20 protein-coding genes are annotated in these 20,434 nt (G+C 67.0%); 19 read left to right on the top strand and 1 reads right to left on the bottom strand.

The genetic code is table 11. The features are described from left to right. The first annotated feature begins 16 nt into the window (after positions 1–16). From AC07WJ_RS00835 to AC07WJ_RS00790, 10 genes are all read left to right on the top strand, one after another. The gene (locus AC07WJ_RS00835) at positions 17–736 is read left to right on the top strand and encodes a GntR family transcriptional regulator (protein WP_494932634.1); all 720 of its coding nucleotides are present in this window, start codon (positions 17–19) and stop codon (positions 734–736) included. Further along, on the top strand, positions 733–1,095 hold the full coding sequence (locus AC07WJ_RS00830; RefSeq protein WP_494932633.1) for a TIGR04076 family protein: 363 nt from the start codon (positions 733–735) through the stop codon (positions 1,093–1,095). Before AC07WJ_RS00835 ends, AC07WJ_RS00830 begins: the two co-directional genes overlap by 4 nt. Beyond that, complete coding sequence (locus AC07WJ_RS00825; protein ID WP_494932632.1) at positions 1,092–2,141, top strand: aldo/keto reductase; 1,050 nt, start codon at positions 1,092–1,094, stop codon at positions 2,139–2,141. Before AC07WJ_RS00830 ends, AC07WJ_RS00825 begins: the two co-directional genes overlap by 4 nt. Before the next feature lie 73 nt (positions 2,142–2,214). Then, on the top strand, positions 2,215–3,489 hold the full coding sequence (locus AC07WJ_RS00820; protein ID WP_494932631.1) for an ABC transporter substrate-binding protein: 1,275 nt from the start codon (positions 2,215–2,217) through the stop codon (positions 3,487–3,489). Between the two features lie 167 nt (positions 3,490–3,656). Further along, positions 3,657–4,427: a tryptophan 2,3-dioxygenase family protein gene (locus tag AC07WJ_RS00815; protein WP_494932630.1), complete on the top strand. Its 771-nt coding sequence runs from the start codon at positions 3,657–3,659 to the stop codon at positions 4,425–4,427. After that, the gene (kynU, locus tag AC07WJ_RS00810) at positions 4,424–5,713 is read left to right on the top strand and encodes a kynureninase (protein WP_494932629.1); all 1,290 of its coding nucleotides are present in this window, start codon (positions 4,424–4,426) and stop codon (positions 5,711–5,713) included. Before AC07WJ_RS00815 ends, kynU begins: the two co-directional genes overlap by 4 nt. Before the next feature lie 51 nt (positions 5,714–5,764). Next, positions 5,765–6,898: a cupin domain-containing protein gene (locus tag AC07WJ_RS00805; protein ID WP_494932628.1), complete on the top strand. Its 1,134-nt coding sequence runs from the start codon at positions 5,765–5,767 to the stop codon at positions 6,896–6,898. A gap of 12 nt (positions 6,899–6,910) precedes the next feature. Then, positions 6,911–7,822, top strand: a complete 912-nt coding sequence (locus AC07WJ_RS00800) for a fumarylacetoacetate hydrolase family protein (RefSeq protein WP_494932627.1) — start codon at positions 6,911–6,913, stop codon at positions 7,820–7,822. Between the two features lie 124 nt (positions 7,823–7,946). Next, positions 7,947–8,603, top strand: coding sequence for a flavin reductase family protein (locus AC07WJ_RS00795; protein WP_494933801.1), 657 nt, complete (start codon positions 7,947–7,949; stop codon positions 8,601–8,603). Positions 8,604–8,650: 47 nt separating this feature from the next. Further along, on the top strand, positions 8,651–9,190 hold the full coding sequence (locus AC07WJ_RS00790) for an NADPH-dependent FMN reductase (RefSeq protein WP_494932626.1): 540 nt from the start codon (positions 8,651–8,653) through the stop codon (positions 9,188–9,190). A 106-nt stretch (positions 9,191–9,296) separates the two neighbouring features. Here the strand turns inward: AC07WJ_RS00790 and AC07WJ_RS00785 are convergent, their stop codons facing one another. After that, positions 9,297–10,034: a hypothetical protein gene (locus AC07WJ_RS00785; RefSeq protein WP_494932625.1), complete on the bottom strand. Its 738-nt coding sequence runs from the start codon at positions 10,032–10,034 to the stop codon at positions 9,297–9,299. Between the two features lie 62 nt (positions 10,035–10,096). Here AC07WJ_RS00785 and AC07WJ_RS00780 point away from each other — a divergent pair, with 62 nt between their 5' ends. From AC07WJ_RS00780 to AC07WJ_RS00740, 9 genes are all read left to right on the top strand, one after another. Continuing rightward, entirely contained in the window at positions 10,097–10,648 is a 552-nt protein-coding gene (locus tag AC07WJ_RS00780) for a TetR/AcrR family transcriptional regulator (RefSeq protein ID WP_494932624.1), read from the top strand. A gap of 184 nt (positions 10,649–10,832) precedes the next feature. After that, on the top strand, positions 10,833–11,540 hold the full coding sequence (locus tag AC07WJ_RS00775) for an outer membrane protein (protein WP_494932623.1): 708 nt from the start codon (positions 10,833–10,835) through the stop codon (positions 11,538–11,540). An 891-nt stretch (positions 11,541–12,431) separates the two neighbouring features. Beyond that, positions 12,432–14,021, top strand: coding sequence for an ABC transporter substrate-binding protein (locus AC07WJ_RS00770; RefSeq protein WP_494932622.1), 1,590 nt, complete (start codon positions 12,432–12,434; stop codon positions 14,019–14,021). A 5-nt stretch (positions 14,022–14,026) separates the two neighbouring features. Next, positions 14,027–15,070 (top strand): ABC transporter permease, encoded by a 1,044-nt coding sequence (locus tag AC07WJ_RS00765; protein WP_494932621.1) that lies wholly within the window; start codon positions 14,027–14,029, stop codon positions 15,068–15,070. Beyond that, positions 15,067–15,909 (top strand): ABC transporter permease, encoded by an 843-nt coding sequence (locus tag AC07WJ_RS00760; RefSeq protein ID WP_494932620.1) that lies wholly within the window; start codon positions 15,067–15,069, stop codon positions 15,907–15,909. The genes AC07WJ_RS00765 and AC07WJ_RS00760 overlap by 4 nt, the downstream gene beginning before the upstream one ends. A 94-nt stretch (positions 15,910–16,003) precedes the next feature. Beyond that, positions 16,004–17,692 (top strand): rhodanese-like domain-containing protein, encoded by a 1,689-nt coding sequence (locus AC07WJ_RS00755; RefSeq protein WP_494932619.1) that lies wholly within the window; start codon positions 16,004–16,006, stop codon positions 17,690–17,692. A gap of 33 nt (positions 17,693–17,725) precedes the next feature. Beyond that, positions 17,726–18,625 (top strand): ABC transporter permease, encoded by a 900-nt coding sequence (locus AC07WJ_RS00750; protein ID WP_494932618.1) that lies wholly within the window; start codon positions 17,726–17,728, stop codon positions 18,623–18,625. Further along, the gene (locus tag AC07WJ_RS00745; protein ID WP_494932617.1) at positions 18,612–19,358 is read left to right on the top strand and encodes an ABC transporter ATP-binding protein; all 747 of its coding nucleotides are present in this window, start codon (positions 18,612–18,614) and stop codon (positions 19,356–19,358) included. Before AC07WJ_RS00750 ends, AC07WJ_RS00745 begins: the two co-directional genes overlap by 14 nt. 31 nt (positions 19,359–19,389) lie before the next feature. Continuing rightward, complete coding sequence (locus AC07WJ_RS00740) at positions 19,390–20,397, top strand: PhnD/SsuA/transferrin family substrate-binding protein (RefSeq protein WP_494932616.1); 1,008 nt, start codon at positions 19,390–19,392, stop codon at positions 20,395–20,397. Positions 20,398–20,434: the final 37 nt, after the last annotated feature.

The following is a 20,434-nucleotide window of genomic DNA, read 5'->3' as shown; positions in this document are numbered from 1 at the left end:
AAAGATAGCAAGCGCGATGGCAGCGGAGACGGGCGTGGTCGACAAGGTCGCTTTGGGGGTGGTTCCAGTGGAGCGCGAGCCCGTTCATCAGCGGGTCTATGAGCAATTGCGCGGTCTCCTGATGAGCGGGCATTTCAATCCCGGGCAGCAGCTCACCATCATCGAGCTTGCCGGCGCCTTCGGCACCAGCGCCCAGCCGGTGCGCGATGCCATCCGGCAGCTCGTCGCCGAGAAGGCGCTGTCGGCCTCGCCGAACCGCAGTGCCGTCGTGCCGACCCTCGACCGGACGGCGATGGAGGACGTGCGCGTGGTGCGTCTCGCGGTCGAGGGGCTGGCGGCCGAACTCGCCGCCAGGCGCATGACATCCGCCGACATTGACGCGCTGGAGCGCCTCATCCTGCAGGAGGTCGAGGCCGACAGCGCCAAGCGCATCGAGGAGACCGTGGCGCAGAACCGTGCGTTCCACGCGCTGCTCTACAGTTTGTCCGGGTCGCGCGTGCTGCCGCCGATCATCGACAGTCTGTGGCTTCAGATCGGGCCCTATATTCGCCGGACCGTCGAATATTTCGATGTGCAGGGCGGGTCGTCACTGCACCATCTGGAGGCGATTGCCGCCATGCGCCGCGGCGATCCGGCGGAGGTGCGCGCCGCGATCGAACGCGACATCGGCCGGTTCTTCGAGGTCGCGCTTGCCGTGGTCGATGTCGACGCCGGTCGCAAGGAGGCCGTGTCATGAGCGCTTCGCACGACGACGGCTTCGAGCTTTACGACCTCAGGGTCGAGGTCGTCGCGCCCGAGGGCGCCAGGCTCTGGTGCAATGCGACGGTCGGCGATTTCTTCGAGCTGCGCGGGGAGGTGCTTCACCTGCCGGCCGGCCAGGGTTTCTCGATCTATTCGCTCTCCGCCATCATGCCGATGCTCGCGGCGAAGCAGCGCGAGACCCATCCCAACGACTGGATGAGCACGGACACCGACGTCGCCTGTCCGGACCCCAACTGCCCCAGCCGGTTCCGCATCACCCGTCTCGGCAAGCGCAGGTTCAGCCATGCCGCGGCCACCGCGGTGCCGCTGAAGGCGGAAGGCCTGCGCCCATGACCATCGAACGCATCGAAATCGCGCCCGGATACGGCATCTCGCGCATCCTGAAGGGCGGATGGCATCTGTCCGCCGGCCACAATGCCGAAGTCGATCGCGCCAGGGCCATCGACGACATGGCCGCCTTCGTCGAGGCCGGGGTCACCAGCTTCGACTGCGCGGATCACTACACGGGCGTCGAAGAGCTGATCGGCGACTTCCGCCGCGCCTATCCCGAACTTGCCACGCGGATCCAGATTCACACCAAATACGTGCCCGACTGGGACGCGCTGCCGCGGCTCAGGCGGGCCGACACGGTCGGGATCATCGACCGCTCCCTGAAGCGGCTCGGCGTCGACATTCTCGATGTCGTGCAGTTCTTCTGGTGGAACCCGGCGGTTCCGGGCGCGGTGGAGACGGCGCAGGTGCTCGCCGACCTGCGGCGCCAAGGCAAGATCCGGCATATCGGCACCACCAATTTCTCGACCGCGCAGCTCGACGGCCTGCTTGGCGCCGGTGTTCCCATCGCGCTGAACCAGCTGCAATATTCGCTGGTCGACAACCGGCCCGAGCGCCGGCAGCTCGATCTCTGCCGCAGGCACGGCATTGCCGTCGTGACCTATGGACACCTGCTCGGAGGCTTCGTTTCGAGCGACTGGATCGGCAAGCCGGAGCCCTTCGATACTTTCGCCAACCGCAGCCAGCGCAAATACAAGCTGATCATCGAGGACTTCGGCGGCTGGGACCTGTTCCAGGAGCTGCTGCGCACGCTCAGCGCCATCGGCGACCGGCTCGGCGTCGGGCCGGGCGAGGTGGCCCTGCGCTGGACCCTCGATCGGCCCGGCATCGCCGGCTGCATCGTCGGCGCCACGTCGACACGCAACCTCGCGCGCAACGCCAGGATCTTCGACATCGCGCTGACCGATGAGGACCGCAGGGCGCTCGCGGCCGTCTGTGCCCGGCGCACCGGTCCGGCGGGGGATTGCTACGAGCTCGAGTCCGACCGCACCGGCCGGCACGGGAGCATCATGCGGTACAACCAGAACGAGATGGCGGCGCAGGCATAGGCAGCAGATCTGCCCGGGCCGGTGAACGTCACGGACGAAAACGTCAACCAGAGGCGAACACGGGAACACGGTGATGGGTAAAGCAAGACGATTGCTGCTGGTCGCGGCCGCCGTGCTGGCGCTGCCGGGAGCGGCGCGGGCCTGCCCGGCGAAGATCGGTGCCGTGCTGTCCCTGACCGGGTCCTACGCGACCTTCGGCCGGCCGATCAGCGATGCGGCTTCGCTGTCGGTCGAGCTGATGAACCAGGCCGGCTGGCATATCGGCGGCTGCAAGGAGCTGACCTACGTCGTTCGCGACGATCAGACCCAGCCTTCCGTCGGCGTCGACGCCGCGCGCCGCCTCATCGACCTCGACCGGGTGTCGGCGCTGGTGGGGCCGGTCTCGTCGGGCGTGACCGGCCCGATCCTGACCTCCGTCACGGTGGGCGCGGGCGCGCTCGTCGTGGCCTCGGCCTCGTCCTCGCCGACCTTCACGGAACTGGCGCGCGAGGGCAAGCTCCGGGGCCTGTTCTACCGCGTGCAGCCGTCCGACGCGCTGCAGGCGGTCGCCGCCGCCAAGCTCGCCTGGGACAACGGCCTGCGCAAGCTCGTCGTCGTCAACCTGAACAACGACTGGGGCAACAACCTCTCCAAGCAGTTCATCGCGACCTTCAAGGCTCTGGGCGGCCAGATCACCGAGCACATCACCTATAACGCCGAGCAGCCGAGCTATCGCTCCGAGGTCAACAAGGCGCTGAGAGGCAGCCCGGAAGGCGCCTATATCGCCGCCTCGCCGATCGACGGCGCGAAGATCCTGCGCGACTGGATCGCACTCGGCGGCCCCGACAAATTCGTCTTTCCGCTCGGCATGAATGACGCGAAGCTGATCGAACAGGTCGGCGAGCAATATCTGAGGAACGCCTGGTACCTGACCCCCGGCGCGCCGCAGCCGAACAGCCGCGCGGTGTTCTACGAGACCTATGAGCGGCGCTTCGGAATCGAACCCGGCAAAGGGCCGGGGCCTGGCCGCGACTCCGGCTTCGACGCCGCCAGCATCATCGCGCTCGCCATGGTGGCGGCCGGCAGCTCCGGCGACGGCAAGGCCATCGCGGCTGGAATCGCGCGCGTCACCGACCCCGCGGGAACGCCGGTGGCGGCGACCGTTGAGGGCTTCCGCGAGGCGATCCGGCGTCTCGGCGCCGGCGAGGCGGTTCGCTATGTCGGAGCCAGCGGCGCGCTGCGGCATGACGAATTCGGCGATGTCAGCACGCCCTTCGTGGGCTGGCGGGTCGAGAACGGCGTCTTCGTCCAGAAGGCGGACATCACGGCCGACGAGGTGGCTGCGGTCAAAGCCAGGACCGGAACCTGACGACGCGGGAGCGGCGGCCTTTCTCGCCCCGCTCCGTCAAGACGCGCGATCGCGGACACCAGATTCGCGGTTGCGGCGCCGGCCGGCATTTTCCGGTCGGCCTTTCCCGGAAATCCCGCCCGGCGCCTGCTGCAGCCGTCGAGCGCGCCCGCGCGGAGGAGCCTCCCTTGTCGAACCCACTCAACGCCCAGCAATTCAGCTATCAGGCGCACCTCCAGCTCGACCGTCTGCTGACCTCGCTGCAGCAGATCACCGATCATCCCGAAGAGCATATCTTCATCACCACGCATCATTCGCTCGAGATCTGGTTCAAGCAGGTGCTCTTCGACATGAAGCGGATCATTGCGCATCTCGATGCGGGCGAACTGACGCAGGCGATCTGGCTGCTGAAGCGGATCGGCGAAATCATGCGCCTGGCCGAGGCGCACTGGGTCGTGCTGGAGACGATGTCTTCAGCCGATTTCCTGGAGTTCCGCCGCAAGCTGACCGGTGCGTCCGGGCTTCAGTCGCAGCAGTTCCGCGAGCTGGAGGTGCTTTGCGGTCTGCATGAGATCGCCGGCGAGGCCTATGTCCGGCGTGTCGAGGACGCATGGCCGGGGCTGATCGAGGCCACGTCGCGCACGCTGCGGGCCGCCTTCTTCGACGCCATCGCGCGCTCGGGCCTGTCTCTGGCCGAGATCTACCGCGACCGCTGGCGGTCGTTCGATCTCTTCAACCTGGCCGAGGGCGCTATCGAGCTCGATCGCCGGGTCGCCGGCTGGCGCCAGAACCACATTCTGATGGTGCGCCGCCAGATCGGCATGCGCACGCGCGGCACCGGCGGCACCATCGGCGGCGACTATCTGGCCGGAACGGCCGCGCACATGTTCTTCCCCGAGCTCTGGGAGCTGCGCCACGACATGGCCGCCAATGCCGGCGGAGAGGTGACGCCGTCATGAACCTGGAGCCCGCCGCCATGACCATCAGCCCCGAAGCCGGCGCAGCTTTCCGCGCCGCGCGCGCCGAAGCGGAAGCACGCGACCGCGCCGATCCGCTCGCGCCTTTCCGCGACCGCTTCCTGCTCGACGAGGGGACCGTCAACCTCGACGGCAACTCGCTCGGCTCCATGCCGCGTGCGGTCGCCGCGCGCATGGAGCGCGTGCTGAAGCACGAGTGGGCCGACGGCCTGATCCGCAGCTGGGGCGGTGCTGAGTGGTTCCAACTGCCGGAGATCGTCGGCGACCGTATCGCGCCGCTCATCGGTGCCGGGCCCGGCGAGGTCGTGGTCGGCGACAGCACGTCGGTGAACCTGTTCAAGTGCATGGCGGCCGCGCTGGCCATGCGACCGGACCGGCGGGTGCTGGTCGTCCAAGCCGACAATTTCCCGACCGACAACTATATCGCCCAGGGACTGGCCGAACTGGCGCCCGGCGTGACGCTGCGCGCCGCCGGGACGGGGCAGGCGCTGCTCGACGCCATCGATTCATCCGTTGCCGCCGTCGTGCTCAGCCACGTCCACTATCGCACCGCGGCGATCACCGACATGGCGGCGATCAACCGGGCCGCGGCGGCGGTGGGCGCCCTGACGATCTGGGATCTGTCCCACTCCACCGGCGCGGTCCCGGTCGACCTCGGCGGCAGCGGCGCCGACCTCGCCGTCGGCTGCACCTACAAATACCTGAACGGCGGTCCGGGCGCGCCCGCCTTCTGCTGGGTCGCCGCGCGTCACCTGGCCAAGGTGCAGCAGCCGCTGTCGGGCTGGATGGGGCACAAGGCGCCCTTTGCCTTCGACTTCGACTACCAGCCGGCCGAAGGCATCCGTCGTTTCGTCTGCGGCACGCCGCAGATCCTCAGCCTGTCGGCGCTGGACGAGAGCCTGAAGCTGTGGAGCGAGGTCGACCTGGCCGCCCTGTTCCAGAAGTCGCGGGACCTCACGCATTTCTTCGTCGCGCTGGTCGAGCGCACCTGCGCGGAATTCGGGCTTGCCCTGCTTTCACCCGACGATCCGGCAAAGCGCGGCAGCCACGTGATCTTTCGCTGCGCCCACGGGCTGCCGGTCATGCGCGCTCTGGCGGCCGAAAACGTCATTGGCGATTTCCGGGCGCCGGACGCAATCCGCTTCGGCTTCGCGCCGCTCTATGTCGGCTTCGCCGACGCCGTGCGCGCCGTCGAGGCGCTTCATCGCATCCTCGCGACCCGGAGCTGGGACCGCGCGGAATTCAACCAGGCGACGGTGGTGACCTGACCGCGCGTCAGTCCACTCCCATCCAGTCCACTCCAAGACAGGAGACGATCCATGGAACGGCAGTCGCAAGAGCGGCAGGATCTCTATCGTGAGGATGTCGCGGGGCGTGCCAACGTTGCCGATACCCCCGAACTGCTGCGCTATTATTCGGAACTGGAGAGCCTCGAGGCCGGGGCGCTGTGGACGGTCGCCAACAAGATCGAGCCGTGGCAGCCGGTCTCCGCGTCGGTCCCGATGATCTGGCGTTACGCCGACCTGCGCGACAAGGTGCTGAAATCGGTCGAGCTGGTGACGCCGGAGAAGGCCGGCCGCCGGGTGATCTATCTCGCCAATCCTGGCCGCCGCGATGTTTCGGCCGCGGTCGGCTGGCTCTATTCCGGCCTGCAGGTGATGAACCCCGGCGAGGTCGCCTCATCGCACGCCCATTCGGCTTCCGCCCTGCGCTTCATCATGGAAGGGTCCGGCGCCTATACCGTTGTCGACGGGCACCGGATCAGCCTCGGCGCCAACGATTTCGTGCTGACGCCGAACGGCACCTGGCACGAGCACGGCGTGGCCGCGAGCGGCTCGACCTGCATCTGGCAGGATGGCCTGGATATCCCGCTGGTCAACGCGCTCGAAGCGAATTTCTACGCGGTGCACCCCGACCTCCAGCAGAAAGTCGGCTACCCCGTCGACGACATGACGGGAACATGGGGCAATCCGGGTCTGGTGCCGTCCACCGGCAGCTGGTCGAAAGCCTATTCTCCCCTGCTCAAGTATGAATGGGCGCCGACCTACGAGGCCTTGCAGCGCTTCGCCGGGGCGACCGACGGCTCGGCTTTCGACGGCGTCATGATGAACTATGTCAATCCGGTCACCGGCGGCCCGGTGATGCAGACCATCGGCGCGGCCATGCAGATGTTGCGGCCCGGCGAGCGGACGAAGGCGCATCGCCACACCGGCAGCATCATCTACCAGTGCTGCAAGGGCAGCGGCTATTCCATCGTCGCCGGCCGGAGGCTCGACTGGAAGGAGCGCGACATCTTCTGCGTGCCGTCCTGGGCCTGGCACGAGCATCGCAACAATTCAGCCAGCGACGACGCCTGCCTGTTCAGCTTCAACGACCTGCCCGCCATCCGTGCGCTCGGCCTCTACCGCGAGGAAGCGTTCGGCGAAAATGGCGGCCACCAGCCGCTCAACTGAGGAGAGCCCAACATGCGTCTCGTAACCTACCGCTCCTCGATCGAGAGCGAGGCCCGTCTCGGCGCGGTCGTCGGTGACAGCGTGGTGGATGTCGCAGCCCTCGGCAAAGCTGCCGGCGCGTCGCTTCCGGCCTCCATGCAGGGCTTCATCGATCTTGGTCCGTCGGCCGTGGCGACGCTTTCGGCATTGCTCGACGACCATGGCGGCCGGTTCCCCGTCGGGGTGTCCCGGCCGCTCGCCGACATGCAGCTTCTGGCGCCGATTCCACGCCCGCGCAAAAACATCTTCGGCATCGGTCTCAACTATGTCGAGCATATCGACGAATCGAGCCGTGCGCTCGATACCGCCAAGGACCTCCCGAAACAGCCGGTCATCTTCTCGAAGCCGCCGACCGCGGTGGTCGGGCCCGGCATGCCGATCGAGCACAATGGCGCCTTGACCCAGCAGCTCGACTGGGAGGTCGAGCTCGCCGTCGTCATCGGCTCGCGCGCCAAGCGGGTTTCGAAGGAGACCGCGCTGTCGCATGTGTTCGGCTACAGCGTGATGATCGACGTCTCGGCCCGCGACAACCGCCGCGCCGGCCAATGGATCTACTCCAAGGGGCAGGACACCTTCGCGCCCTTCGGCCCGTGCATCGTGACGGCCGACGAGATCGGCGATCCGCAGACGCTGGACCTGTGGCTGACCGTCAACGGCGTGGAGAAACAGCGCTCCAACACCGCGCTGATGCTGTTCAAGGTCGACGCGCTGATCGCCGACATTTCCACCGGCATCACGCTGGAGCCGGGCGACATCATCGCCACCGGCACGCCCGCGGGCGTCGGCGCCGGACGCGAGCCGCAGGAATGGCTGTGGCCGGGTGACGTCGTCGTCGCCTGCGTGGAAGGCATCGGCACCATCCGTCACCCCGTCGTGGCGGTGTAGCCGTCCACCCGCTGCCCTTCGGGCCCAGGAGGAATTTCCCCGTGACCAGTTACAAGGCAGCCGCCATCCAGGCGGTATCCATGCCCGACGACGCAGCCGTGCCGGCCTTCGGGGCCGGCGCGTGATGCGCTTCGACCTGACGGAGCTTGCGCCGGATCTCGCCTACAAGGTGCTGGCCTCGACCGTGACGCCGCGGCCCATCGCATGGGTCACGACGCTGTCGCGGACCGGCATCGTCAACGCCGCGCCCTACAGCTTCTTCAACGTCGTCGGCAGCGAGCCGCCAACGGTGGTGCTGGGCATCCTGCGTGACCCGAAGCGCGGCTTCAAGGACACGGCGCGCAACATCCTGGACACCACCGAGTTCGTCATCAACCTGGTTCCCGCGGCCCTGGCGGAAGCCATGAACACGACCTGCATGGACGCGCCCGCCGAGGTCAGCGAGCTCGAGCTGGCCGGCCTTTCGACCGCGCCGTCGATCGCGGTCGCGCCGCCGCGCATTGCCGACAGTCCGGTTTCCTTCGAATGCCGGGTGGTGACCGGCCTGGTCACCGGCCCCGAGCAGGTGCTGGTGGTGGGCCGCGTGCTGACCGCGCATGTGGCCGACGAATACGTGCTGGACGCGCGTCGCGCCCATATCGACACGCCGCGTCTCGACCTCATCGCCCGCCTTCACGGCAGCGGCTGGTACGCGCGCACGACCGACACGTTCCAACTGGAGCGCCCGACCTGGGACGCTTGGCGCCGCAGTGCTTCGGCCGGGCGAGAATCCGCCACCTGAGCCCACGCGGCTCGAGGCGGCCACGACAATCATCAGAGGAACAGCACATGCGCATCTTCGGCATTTCCGGAAGCCTCCGGTCGGGCTCCTTCAACAGCGCCGCGTTGAGAACATGCGCGGAATTGCTGCCGGAGGGCATAGAGTTCCGAAGCTTCGACCGTCTCGCCGAGATTCCGCCCTACGACGAAGACGTGCGCCAGCAGGGCTTTCCGGACAGCGTCGAAGACCTGCGCCGGGAGATCGCCGAGGCCGATGCGGTGATCATCGCCACGCCCGAATACAACTACTCGGTCGCGGGCGTGCTGAAGAACGCGATCGACTGGGCGTCGCGGCCGCCGCAGCCTTTCGACGAGAAGCTGGTCGGGCTGATCGGGGCGAGCAGGGGCATTATCGGTACGGCGCGCGCGCAGTACCATCTCCGCCAGTCCTTCGTTTATCTCAATGCGACGGTGCTCAATCGACCGGAGGTGTTCATCACATCCGCCCACGAGAAGTTCGATGGCAATGGCATGCTCGTCGATGCCGTGACCCGCGACGTGCTCAAGCTCTTCGTCCAGAACCTGGTCGATCGCGCGGGGCGGTCCTGACCGCGGCTCCCGGCGCCGCCGGCCGGACCGGGCCGTTGCGACCATGCGCTCCGGCTCCGCGATCCCGGCCATGCCGTTCCCGAGGGACCGGCATGGCCAAGGCCGCTCACTTGCGCACGAGCGGAATCTGCAAGTTGGTCGGGCGGTTCTGCTCGGTGTCGAAGCCGCGGCCGTCGACATTGCGCGCGCCCCAGAACAGCAGGCCGTGCGCCAGATAGATCAGGTCGTATTCCATGAAGTGCTTGTCCGCGGTCAGGCCGAACGGCGCGAAAGCCTTGCCGAACACGCTCTGCGTCTTGCCGACCTGCCATGGCTCGTATCCCTGGCGCGCCACCTGGTTCAGCAGATCGGCAAAGCCCTGCAGCAATGGCGTGACCTCGTAGGCCTCGTCGGCAACGAAATCGACCTTCTGTGCGCCGGCGGCGATCGGGTGGTCGCCCCGCCAGTGCATGTGACCTTTGATGGCGATGCGCGTCAGCGGCACCTTGGCGTAGGGATCCGCTGCGTTCAGGATGACCAGCTCGAAACGGTCTCCCGGCAAGGCCTTGAAGTCGCGGGTCAAATAGAAGGGCTTCAGCGTGCCGTCCGGGTTCTTGAGGGCACTGGGGCGAATTTCCGGCGCGATACTGGTCCAGTCGCCGGCCAGGGATTGCTTGATTTGCTCGATGGTCATGGGAGGGGTTCCTTCGCGGATCTGGGCGAATGCGTCCGGGCCGGCGCCGGCGGCCATGGCCAAGCCGACGGGCAAAGAGGCAATGATCTGTCGACGATTTGGCATAATGTGGGCCGCCGCCTGTTTGACTATGACAACCATCATAGTGACATCGACTATGATGGTTGTCATGGCATTTCTTGCGCGCCGGTGCAACGAGACGGAATTCCATGGCAAGCACGGTTCGTGACCGCATGATCGACGGCGCCCTTGCGCTCCTGGCCCAACGCGGGCTGCAGGCGACGTCGTTCACGGAGCTGCTGTCGGCAACGGGCGTGCCGCGCGGCTCACTCTATCACCACTTCCCCGGGGGTAAGGACCAGCTCGTTGCCGAAGCCGTGGACCGGGCCGGCGCGGTGCTGCGCGAGGCCTTGGCGCCGGTCGGCGGCGCCAAGGCCGAAGATGTCGTCGCGCGCTTTCTGGCCATATGGCGCACGGTCGTCACACGGTCGCATTGCCGGTCCGGCTGCGCCGTGGTGGCCGTCACGGTCGCGACGGATTCGGCCGAGCTGTCGGCCAGGGCGGCGGCTGTGTTCCGCAACTGGCGCGACCTCCTGGCCGGCCTGCTGCACCAGGGCGGGCTGCCGGCGCCACAGGCGGCCCAGTTCGCGGTGTTGTTGATCGCATCGATCGAGGGGGCCGTGGTGCTCAGCCGGGCCGAACAGAGCCTGGAGCCCTTCGAGCTCGTGGCCGGGCAGCTCATGGACCAGGTCCGAAGCTTCGCCATCATGCCTTCGAAGGGCTAGACGCGCGGGGTCATCTCCTCCTGCCAATTCCGGGACTTCCGTCGGCGCCGGACGGAGCAGCCCGCCATGAATGTGACCCGACGGCAACTGTCGGCAAATGAATGCTTCCGCCGCGTTGTGCGGCCGCGAAACTATGGTAGTCGGGGCAACCTGTTTGAACCCTCCGTTGTCGGGATTGGTCACGATGAAGAAGTTCCTGCTCGCCGGCGCCGCTGTCGCCGCTCTGGTCTCCGGCGCCCAGGCGGCCGACCTCGGTGTCCAGCGCGTCGCCGTCCCGGCCGCGATCCTGGCGCCGGTGTTCAACTGGACCGGCTTCTATGTCGGTCTCAATGCCGGCGTCGGCATTGCCAACACCAATATGGGCAGCCTCAGCGGTGGCCTCGTGCCCGGCAGCAACACGGGCTTCGTCGGCGGCGCTCAGCTCGGCTACAACTACCAGATCAACAATGTCGTGCTCGGCGCCGAGGCGGATTTCGGCTATTTCGGAGCGTCACGCTCCGGTCTCGTCGGCGGCGGCACCACGGTGACGTGGCGCACGCGCTGGGACGGTTCGCTGCGCGCCCGCGCCGGCGTCGCCATTGACCGCGCCCTGCTTTACGTCACCGGCGGCGTCGCTTTCGCCGATTTCGGCGTGCGCCAGTCGGCCCCGCTTGTCGCCGACATTTCGTCGAGCCAGACCCGCGTCGGCTGGACGCTCGGTGCCGGCGTCGAATATGCGTTCACGCCGAACTGGACGGTTCGCGGCGAGTATCTCTATGCCAATTACGGCAGCAAGACATTCTCCACTCCCACGGGGCCGACGCCTTCGGTCAGCCTGCAGACGCACAAGTTCCGTCTGGGCGTGAACTACCTGTTCTCGACCGGCCCCTCGGCCGTCGTCGCCCGCTACTGATCGCCGAAGATAGGTTCGGATCGACGAGGGCCGCCCATTGGGCGGCCCTTTTTCGTGGCCGGCGTCGAACGGCGTGGCGAATGACGTTGCGACGCCGGTAGCGATCGTCCCGCGTCACCGTCCGGCGTGATGGCCCGGCGAACGACCGCCACGACCGCCACGACGGTCCGCACGGTTTCCGCCCATATCGTGCTGCGCCCGCCGCCCCGCCGCCAAATGGCGGCGGCGAGTTTCGCGTCGCTTCGGGAGTTGCCGGGCCTTCGACTCCCCCGCTCTGGGCGCGGCTGCCGCTTCGCTCGCCTTGTCGCGACCTGCGCCCGTGCTCGAGCACACCCATGCCGATAAGACCCGCGGCCGTCCGCCAGGACGATGCCTTGCGCCGCGTATGGTCGGCCATTGGCGACCCGCGGGGACGGCGCCGTTTCCGTCGAGCGCCAAATCTTCAGTCCGGGCCGACGACAAGGAATATCTCATTCCTTCTGCGTTTCGAGTGGAATTCATGACTTGAAACGGGGCTACGGAGACGGATCGATGCGATCACCCGGCTGGCCGATACATGTGCCGTCGGCGTGGCGTGTGATGACCGCCATCGGGCAATCGATCCCGTCAGCGAAGTCGAATGCCTCGAAACGAGGGGCGACGAGGGCTCGAATTGCCGGCGGGCCAGTTGAGCGACCTACATTTCAGGGCGTTTTATTCTCCAGATGCGCCGGTCTTTGGCATGGACCTGGGCACGATTTAACCGCTATCGATTGCATATTGCCGTGGACGCCGATCGAAAAACAAAAGCAACGCGAGCAATAATTTATGAAAATGCGACGTCGATGTCTGGTAATTTCAAGAAATTCGACGGGCACGCGAGAATTGCATTGATACTGTCGAGGGCATGAAATGGCGGATCGCCGGGACTTCATTCAGCGCGCGGCTTTGTTCGCCGGGGCGTCTTTGCTTGCCAATCCGATCGGCACAGTGCTCGCTCAGCCGAATGGCCGGAAGCATCTGATTGTCAGCCTGGTCCCCGAGCCCTCGGGCATCTACCTGCTTGCCAACAATCCGTCTCTGGTTCTGGCGCTGAATATCAATGACGGTCTCATCGCCTATGACGAAGACTTCAAGCCTGTGCCGCAGCTCGCGCAATCGTGGGTGCAGTCGAATGATGGCAAAACCATCACCTTCAAATTGCGGCCGGGCGTGAAATGGCACGACGGCAAGCCTTTCACCTCGGCGGATGTCGCCTATTCGGTTGAACTGACCAAGCAGACCAGCCCCGTCGCGGCGGCGACCTATGCCCATCTCGTCAAGATCGACACCCCCGACGATCTGACCGTCACGCTCCATTTCGCCTATCCCTCCCAGGCTCTGTGGTCGGTGCTCGACGGCGCGAAAACCCAGATCCTGCCGCGCCATCTCTACGAAGGCACCAACGCCGCGACCAACCCGGTCAACAGCCGTCCGATCGGCACCGGCGCGTTCATTTTCCGGGAATGGGTCAGGGGAAGCCACATCCGCCTGACCCGGAATCCGGACTATTGGGACAAGGGCAAGCCGCTGTTGGAGGAGATCACCTTCCGCATCATTCCGGATGCCGGCGCGCGCGGCATCGCCCTGGAAACCGGATCCGTCCAATATGCGCCCCTGCCGGCCGTGCCCTTGGTCGAGGCGCGGCGAATCCGGTCCAATCCCGGCAAACTCATTGTCGAATCGCGCGGCTGGACGGCCAACGCGCCGATCTATTATTTCGACTTCAACCTGGAACGCGCGGTGTTCCGCGATCCCCGCGTGCGCAAGGCCTTTGCCCATGCGATCGACCGCCGCGTGCTGGCGAGCAGCGGGTTCTTCGGCTTCGCCAAGCCGGCCACCGGGCCCGTGCCGAGCTACCAGCCGAATTTCTACACCCCAGATACCGAGCGCTATCCCTATGACCCGGCGAAAGCCGAGGCCCTTCTCGAGGCCGCGGGCCTCACGAAGGATGCCCGCGGCATCCGGCTGAAGATCGACAATCTGCCGATCCCCTATGGCGAAGACTTCGTCCGCACCGCGCAGCTCATCCAGCAGCAGCTCAAGCGTGTCGGCATCGACATGCAGATCCGCAACTTCGACGTCGGCACCTGGATCACCAAGATCGCGCGCGAGCGTGATTTCGACACGCTTTCGACCTTCGCGGCGGCCTTCGCCGATCCGCAGATCGGGGTCTATCGCCGCTATTGGTCGAAGGCGAAACAGACCGCCAGCGGCGGCAACAATTCGGGATATGTCTCCGCCGAGGCGGACCGATTGATCGAGGCGAGCCTGATCGAGGCGGATGTGGAGAAGCGACGCGGCCTCATCCACGACCTGCAGAAGCTGGTCGAGAGCGAATTGCCGTCGATCTCGCTGCTCGAACTGGAGTTCGTGCGCATCCTGTCGGCCGATCTCACCGGCGCCAATGTCACGCCCTTCGGCGCCTTCGCCGCCTTCACGGACCTGTCGTTCAAGGCCTGAATGCGATGAGCCAGATCGGCCTATCACGACCTGACCGCGCCAAGCCGGGCTTCCGTCTGCGCGATGTCGCACTGCCGCGGCTGCCCTATTGGGCACGGCGGCTGCTGCAGGCGATCCCGGTTCTCGCGCTGGTCGTGACCATCAACTTCTTCCTGCTGCGCCTGGCGCCGGGCGACATGGCCGAGGTGATGGCCGGCGAAGGCGGCGCGGTCTCGACCGAGTATATCGCGCAGTTGCGCAGCGCATTCGGCACGGACCAGCCGCTCGTCAGCCAATATCTCGGATATCTCGGCAAGGTCCTGCGCTTCGATCTCGGCTGGTCGTTCCGCAACAGCCAGACGGTCGCTTCCCTGATCGCCGAGCGCCTGGCCGGCACCGCGGTCTTGATGGTCACGGCCCTGGCGCTTGCCCTTCTGATCGGCTGCACGCTCGGCGCCATTGCCGGCCTGACGCGCTGGCGCGCGCTCGACCTGATCATTTCCGCGCTGTCGACGATCGGTTTCGCCACGCCCCTGTTCTGGCTCGGCCTGATGCTCGTCGTCCTGTTCTCGGTCAAGCTGGAATGGCTGCCGGCGAGCGGCATGTCGACGCTCGGCTCGTCCGCGACCGGTTTGCGGCATTGGCTCGATCTCGCCGCTCACATGGCGCTGCCGACGCTTTGCCTCGCCACCTATTACACGGCGATCTACACGCGCCTGATGCGGGCTTCCGTCCTGGAGGTTTCCAGCCAGGATTTCGTCCGCACCGCCCGCGCCAAGGGACTTTCGCTGCTCGGCACCGTGTGGCGGCATATCCTGCCGAATTCGCTGCTGTCGATCGTCACGCTCACCGGCCTGCAGGTCGGCGCCCTGTTCAGCGGCTCGATCACGATCGAGACGGTGTTCGCCTGGTCGGGCCTCGGGCAACTCGCGCTGAGCGCGGTCGCCTCGCGCGATCTCAACCTGCTGCTCGGCATTCTCCTGGTCAGCTCGATCTTCGTGCTCGCGGTCAATCTCCTGACCGACCTCTGCTACGGGCTCGTCGATCCGCGCGTGAGGAGCGGATCATGAGCGCCGGCTCGTTGATCGTCCCGCTCTTGCGCGCGCCCGCCGCGCTGGCGGGAGGGCTGCTGCTGTCGCTGATCGTGATGGTCGCGGTCGCCGCGCCCTGGCTCGGTGGTGCCGATCCGCTCGACATCGCCGGTCCGCCTTTCCTGTGGCCCGGCGATGACGCGGACTTCATCCTCGGCACCGACATGCTGGGGCGCGACATCCTCGCCGGCATTGTCCACGGGGCTCGTGTTTCGCTGCAGATCGGCCTGCTCGCCGGCCTTGCCTCGGCACTGCTCGGCCTGGCGGCGGGTTCGGCCGCCGGCTATTTCGGCGGTTGGGTCGACCAGGCGCTGATGCGCTTTGCCGAGCTGTTCCAGGTGATGCCGTCGCTGCTGTTCACCATCGTGCTGGTGGCGATCGTCGGCCCGACCATGACGGTCATCGCGACGGGCATCGTGATCACCAGCTGGCCGCAGGTCGCACGCCTGGTTCGGGCCGAAACCCTGCGGGTGAGAAGCAGCGAATTCGTCCTGGCCAGCGTCGGCCTGGGCTCGACCAGCGTGGCGATCCTGATCCGGGACATCGTGCCCAATGTCCTGTCCCCCGCCATGGTCATGGTCTCGATCCTGGCCGGAAACGCCATCCTGACGGAATCGGCCCTGTCTTTCCTCGGCATGGGCGATCCCAACGTCATGACCTGGGGCAACATGATCGGCGCCGGCCGCGAGGTGCTGCGCTCCGCCTGGTACATGACCGCCCTTCCCGGTGTCGCGGTGCTCATCACCGTGACCGCGCTCAATCTTCTCAGCAACGGCCTCAACGATCTGATCAATCCGCGTCCGCGAGGGTGGCTGTGATGCCCCCGGCGCGCGCGGCGTCGGGCGGCATCGCCGCCATCCACTCCGCCATCCACTCCGCATTGAACCAGCAGCTTTGAAACGGGATCCTGTCATGACCATCGCCACGTCGCTCCCCGTCACCTCGCCCACCGCCCGGCCTTTGGCCGGCACGCCGCCCCGGATCAGCGCCCCGCAATTGCGCGAGCGCCTGAAGGGCCGCGCGGAGCTCGCGGTCATCGACGTGCGCGAGACGGGTCGCCACGCGAGCGACGGCCATATCCTGCTGAGCGTTTCGCTGCCGCTCAGCCAGCTCGAACTGCGCGTCGCCACGCAGATACCGCGGCTGGCGACGGAGATCGTCGTTTATGACGGCGGCGACGATGTCCTCGCCGGGCGCGCCGCCCGGCGGCTCGCCGATTTCGGCTATGGCTCCGTTTCGGTTCTGGCCGGCGGGGTCCGGGCCTGGCGGGAGGCGGGCTACGAAGTCTTCACCGGCTCGAATGTGATCGGCAAGGCCTTCGGCGAGTTCGCCGAGCATGTCTATGGCACGCCGCATCTGTCGGTCCGCGACGTCAAGCGCCGGATTGACGGCGGCGAGAACATCGTCGTTCTCGACAGCCGGCCGGAGCCGGAATTTCTTAATTTCAGCATCCCCGGTGCCATCGATCTGCCGGGAGCCGAGCTCGTCTATCGCTTCCATTCCACGGTAACGGATCCGAATACGCTCGTGGTGGTCAACTGCGCCGGCCGCACGCGCAGCATCATCGGCGCCCAGGCCCTGATCAACGCGGGCGTGCCGAACCGGGTCGTCTCGCTCGCCAACGGCACCATGGACTGGCTCATCGAAGGTTATGCGCTGCAGTCGGGCGAGGCCAACCTGGCGCCGCTCCCGACCGGTGCGGCCCTGGAGGCCGCGAAGGCATCGGCCAAGCGTCTGGTCGACCGCTTCGACCTTGCCGTCATCGATCGGGAAAGGCTCGCCGGCTTCGAGCGCGAGGCCGCCGAGGGGGCCCGCTCGCTCTACATTCTCGACGTGCGCACCCGCGCCGAGTTCGAGGCCGGCCATCATCCCGGCGCGCGCTGGGCCGCGGGTGGCCAGCTCGTCCAGCAGGTCGGCGAGTGGGTGGCGACGCAGAACGGCCGGATCGTGCTCGTCGATGGCCCGGATCTGGTGCGGGCGTCGATCACCGCGTCCTGGCTTCAGCAGATCGCCTGGGCCGAGGTGTTCATTCTCGCCGCCGAGGCGCGGGGAGCCGTCGATGTCGGCCCCGAACCGCACCGGCTGATCGCCGAGCCTCCGGCGGTGGCGACCATCACGCCGCCGACGCTCGGCGCCCTGCTGGCAAGCGGCGAGGCCACCGTCCTGGATCTCGACCTCAGCACGGCGCACAAGGCGCGCCACATCGCCGGCAGCCGCTTCGCGATCCGGTCCCGCCTCGCCGACGACCTGGACAAGGTCGGCGGCAGCGGGCCGATCGTCCTGACGTCCTCGGACGGCATCCTCGCAGCCTTCGCGGCCCGGGACCTCGCGGGCCGAGGCGACCGGCAGATCCTCGTCCTGGATGGTGGCACCGAGGCCTGGCAGCAGGCGGGCCTGCCGCTGGCAACCGACATCGCGCCGCCCCTGCATCCCTTCGAAGACCTTTGGCTGACGCCGTACCAGGCTCCCGATCAGTTCGCGGCATTCCGCGAATATCTCGATTGGGAGATCGGCCTGGTCGCGCAGCTCGAGCGCGACGGCACGACCCGGTTCCGGGTGTTCCGCCCGGACCAAGCTCCGGCGGTCCATGCCGCGGAATGACGCCGGCGCCGGGCATAACAGAGGCCAGATGGCATGAACTCCCTGACCACATCCGCCTATTCCGTCCGCTTCGCGCCGCCGTTGGATCTGCATCGTCCGCCGGCCCGTAGCCTGGCCCTCGTCGACCTGACGCCGAGGGCCCGGACGTCGCGGATCGCCGAGATCTGGTCGCGATGGCGCGGACGCCTGCTGCGTGTCGGCAGCCCGGTCGCCATTCTCGCCGTCTGGCAGATGGTGGCGGTGTTCGGCATCGTGGCGCCGGAGGTGCTGCCGCCGCCGACCGACATCGTCATCGCCTTTCGCGAGCTCATCGTGATGGGCGACCTTCAGGCAGCCCTTCCCGCCTCGCTCTCTCGCTCACTCAGCGGCCTGGCGATCGGCGGCAGCATCGGCCTGGCGGTCGGGCTCTTCGCGGGGTTGTGGCGGATCGGCGAAGAGATCTTCGACGCGCCGCTGCAGATGCTGCGGACCATTCCGTTCATCGCCCTCGTACCACTGTTCATCACGTGGTTCGGCATCGACGAAACCGCCAAGATCATCGTGATCATCGCGGCGACGATTTTCCCGATGTATCTCAACACCTATGCCGGGGTTCGCGGCGTCGATCCGAAGCTGACCGAGGCGGCCAGGATCTTCGGCCTGAACGACCGCCAGATCGCGCTGCACGTGATCCTGCCGACCGCATTGCCCTCGATCCTCGTGGGCCTGCGCTATTCGGCCGGCATTTCGCTTCTGGCGCTGGTCGTCGCCGAGCAGATCAATGCCCGTTCCGGCATTGGCTACATCCTCAACAACGCCAACATGAACCAGCGGCCGGACATCATCATTGCCGGCGTCATCGTCTATGCGGCGCTGGGGATCGGAACCGACCTGGTCATGCGCCTGGTCGAGCGCGTCGCCCTGCCGTGGAGGCCGAAAATTGTCCTCGCCTGATCCACGCGCGCCATCCGTCTCGCCGGCCTCGCCCACCGCTGTCCTGTTGAGCAAGGTCAGCCGGATCTTCGGCAAGCGCGCCGTCCTGGACCGGATCGACCTGTCGATCGCACCGGCCGAGTTCGTGGCAGTCCTCGGGCCATCCGGGACCGGCAAGACCACGCTCCTGCGCCTGCTGGCCGGCCTCGACCGGATCGACCAGGGCGCGCTGACCGTGCCGTCCATCCGTTCCGTGGTGTTTCAGGAACCGCGGCTCGTTCCGGCCAAGACGGTGTGGCAGAACGTGGTGCTCGGCCGCCGCGGCCAGGCCGCGCGCCGGCAGGCCGAAAAGGCGCTGGTCGAAGTGGGTCTCGGCCGTCACGTCGAGGCCTGGCCGCTGACGCTGTCGGGCGGCGAGGCGCAACGCGTGGCGCTGGCGCGCGCCCTGGTTCGCGAACCGGGCCTGCTGCTCCTCGATGAACCCTTCGCCGCGCTCGACGCGCTGACCCGCATCCGCATGCATGAGCTCGTCCTGCAGCTCTGGCAGCGGCACAGCCCGGCGGTGGTGCTGGTCACCCACGATGTCGACGAGGCCATCCTCTTGTCGGACCGCGTGCTGCTGCTGTCCGACGGAGCGATCGGCGTCGACCTCGCCGTCGATCTGCCGAGGCCCCGGGATCGCGCCGATCCACGCTTTGTCGCGCTGCGCCAACGCCTGCTCGGCGAACTCGGCGTCGGCGCGGCCACCCACTGAAACCAAACCATCCCATTCTCGGAGACTGTCCATGCGCTTTTCCCGACGCCGGTTCATCGTGACCTCGTCCACCCTGGCCGCAAGCCTCGCCACGCCGTCGCTCGGACGAGCCAATGCCCGGACCAGGCTCGTCGTCGGCTTCCAGGATATTTCCATCCAGGAAACCGTCACGGCGTCAGGCGTTCTCGAAGGCCTGCCATTCGACCTGCAATGGGCGGTATTGCCCGGACCGGCGGCGCAGCTCTCCGGCCTCTATTCGAAGGCGCTGGATATCGGCCACATGGGCGATACTTCGCTGATCATCGAGCAAGGCCGCTCGCGACTGGAGTGGACCGAGGAGAATGCGCCGCTGCAGATCGTGGCGGGGTGGCGCAATCCGGACAAGGCCTTCCCGCCGATCGTCACGGTCGTGCGCGCCGATGCCCGGATCAATGGCCTGGAGGATCTGCGCGGGCGCAAATGGGCCTATAATTTCGGCGGCTTCAACTACCTGCAATATGTGCTGACGCGGCTGAAGGCGGGCCTGAAGGCCAGCGACATCGAGCCCGTGCAGCTGGTCGACCAGCATGCCGCGGCGGCCGCCTTCAATGCCGGTCGCGCCGATGTCTATTCGGGGTCGCCCGGGCCGGTGCACCGGTCGATCGCCAATGGCCAGGCGCGCATCCTGGTCCGCAGCGACGACCTGGAGATCCCCTCGCTGAATGTCTTCACGGCGCGCGGCGAGGTCATTCGCGATCCCGCCAAGTCGGCGGCGATCCATGAATTCCTCACGCGCGTCCGCAGGCACTGGGACTGGTTCGCCACCAATCTGCCGGCGGTTGAGCGCATCTACATCGAGAAGCTGAAGCAGACCCCCGAGGATGCGAAATTCTATGCCGCCAACGCCGCCTCGCGTTTCGCCACCCTGGATGCCGACCTGATCCGTCGCGAGCAGCGCATCGCCGATGTCCTGCAGGAGTCCGGGGACATTCCGAAGAAGATCAGGGTGGACGTCGAGTTCAGCCAGAAATTCAACGGCGCCACCTCTCCCTCGGCCTGAGCGTCCGGACAGGACGCGGCGACCCGCCGCGTCGTCG

The sequence above is a fragment of the Phreatobacter sp. GW821-FHT04C01 genome (assembly GCF_059420385.1).
This window is presented reverse-complemented; position numbering and strand designations above follow the sequence as displayed.

What these genes read in the sequence shown, in the direction of transcription:
- AC07WJ_RS00835 (WP_494932634.1), top strand. Translation starts at nt 17, where the DNA reads ATGGCAGCGGAGACGGGCGTGGTCGACAAGGTCGCTTTGGGGGTGGTT.
- AC07WJ_RS00830 (WP_494932633.1), top strand. Translation starts at nt 733, where the DNA reads ATGAGCGCTTCGCACGACGACGGCTTCGAGCTTTACGACCTCAGGGTC.
- AC07WJ_RS00825 (WP_494932632.1), top strand. Translation starts at nt 1,092, where the DNA reads ATGACCATCGAACGCATCGAAATCGCGCCCGGATACGGCATCTCGCGC.
- AC07WJ_RS00820 (WP_494932631.1), top strand. Translation starts at nt 2,215, where the DNA reads ATGGGTAAAGCAAGACGATTGCTGCTGGTCGCGGCCGCCGTGCTGGCG.
- kynU (WP_494932629.1), top strand. Translation starts at nt 4,424, where the DNA reads ATGAACCTGGAGCCCGCCGCCATGACCATCAGCCCCGAAGCCGGCGCA.
- AC07WJ_RS00805 (WP_494932628.1), top strand. Translation starts at nt 5,765, where the DNA reads ATGGAACGGCAGTCGCAAGAGCGGCAGGATCTCTATCGTGAGGATGTC.
- AC07WJ_RS00800 (WP_494932627.1), top strand. Translation starts at nt 6,911, where the DNA reads ATGCGTCTCGTAACCTACCGCTCCTCGATCGAGAGCGAGGCCCGTCTC.
- AC07WJ_RS00795 (WP_494933801.1), top strand. Translation starts at nt 7,947, where the DNA reads ATGCGCTTCGACCTGACGGAGCTTGCGCCGGATCTCGCCTACAAGGTG.
- AC07WJ_RS00790 (WP_494932626.1), top strand. Translation starts at nt 8,651, where the DNA reads ATGCGCATCTTCGGCATTTCCGGAAGCCTCCGGTCGGGCTCCTTCAAC.
- AC07WJ_RS00785 (WP_494932625.1), bottom strand. Translation starts at nt 10,034, where the DNA reads ATGACAACCATCATAGTCGATGTCACTATGATGGTTGTCATAGTCAAA.
- AC07WJ_RS00780 (WP_494932624.1), top strand. Translation starts at nt 10,097, where the DNA reads ATGATCGACGGCGCCCTTGCGCTCCTGGCCCAACGCGGGCTGCAGGCG.
- AC07WJ_RS00775 (WP_494932623.1), top strand. Translation starts at nt 10,833, where the DNA reads ATGAAGAAGTTCCTGCTCGCCGGCGCCGCTGTCGCCGCTCTGGTCTCC.
- AC07WJ_RS00770 (WP_494932622.1), top strand. Translation starts at nt 12,432, where the DNA reads ATGGCGGATCGCCGGGACTTCATTCAGCGCGCGGCTTTGTTCGCCGGG.
- AC07WJ_RS00765 (WP_494932621.1), top strand. Translation starts at nt 14,027, where the DNA reads ATGAGCCAGATCGGCCTATCACGACCTGACCGCGCCAAGCCGGGCTTC.
- AC07WJ_RS00760 (WP_494932620.1), top strand. Translation starts at nt 15,067, where the DNA reads ATGAGCGCCGGCTCGTTGATCGTCCCGCTCTTGCGCGCGCCCGCCGCG.
- AC07WJ_RS00755 (WP_494932619.1), top strand. Translation starts at nt 16,004, where the DNA reads ATGACCATCGCCACGTCGCTCCCCGTCACCTCGCCCACCGCCCGGCCT.
- AC07WJ_RS00750 (WP_494932618.1), top strand. Translation starts at nt 17,726, where the DNA reads ATGAACTCCCTGACCACATCCGCCTATTCCGTCCGCTTCGCGCCGCCG.
- AC07WJ_RS00740 (WP_494932616.1), top strand. Translation starts at nt 19,390, where the DNA reads ATGCGCTTTTCCCGACGCCGGTTCATCGTGACCTCGTCCACCCTGGCC.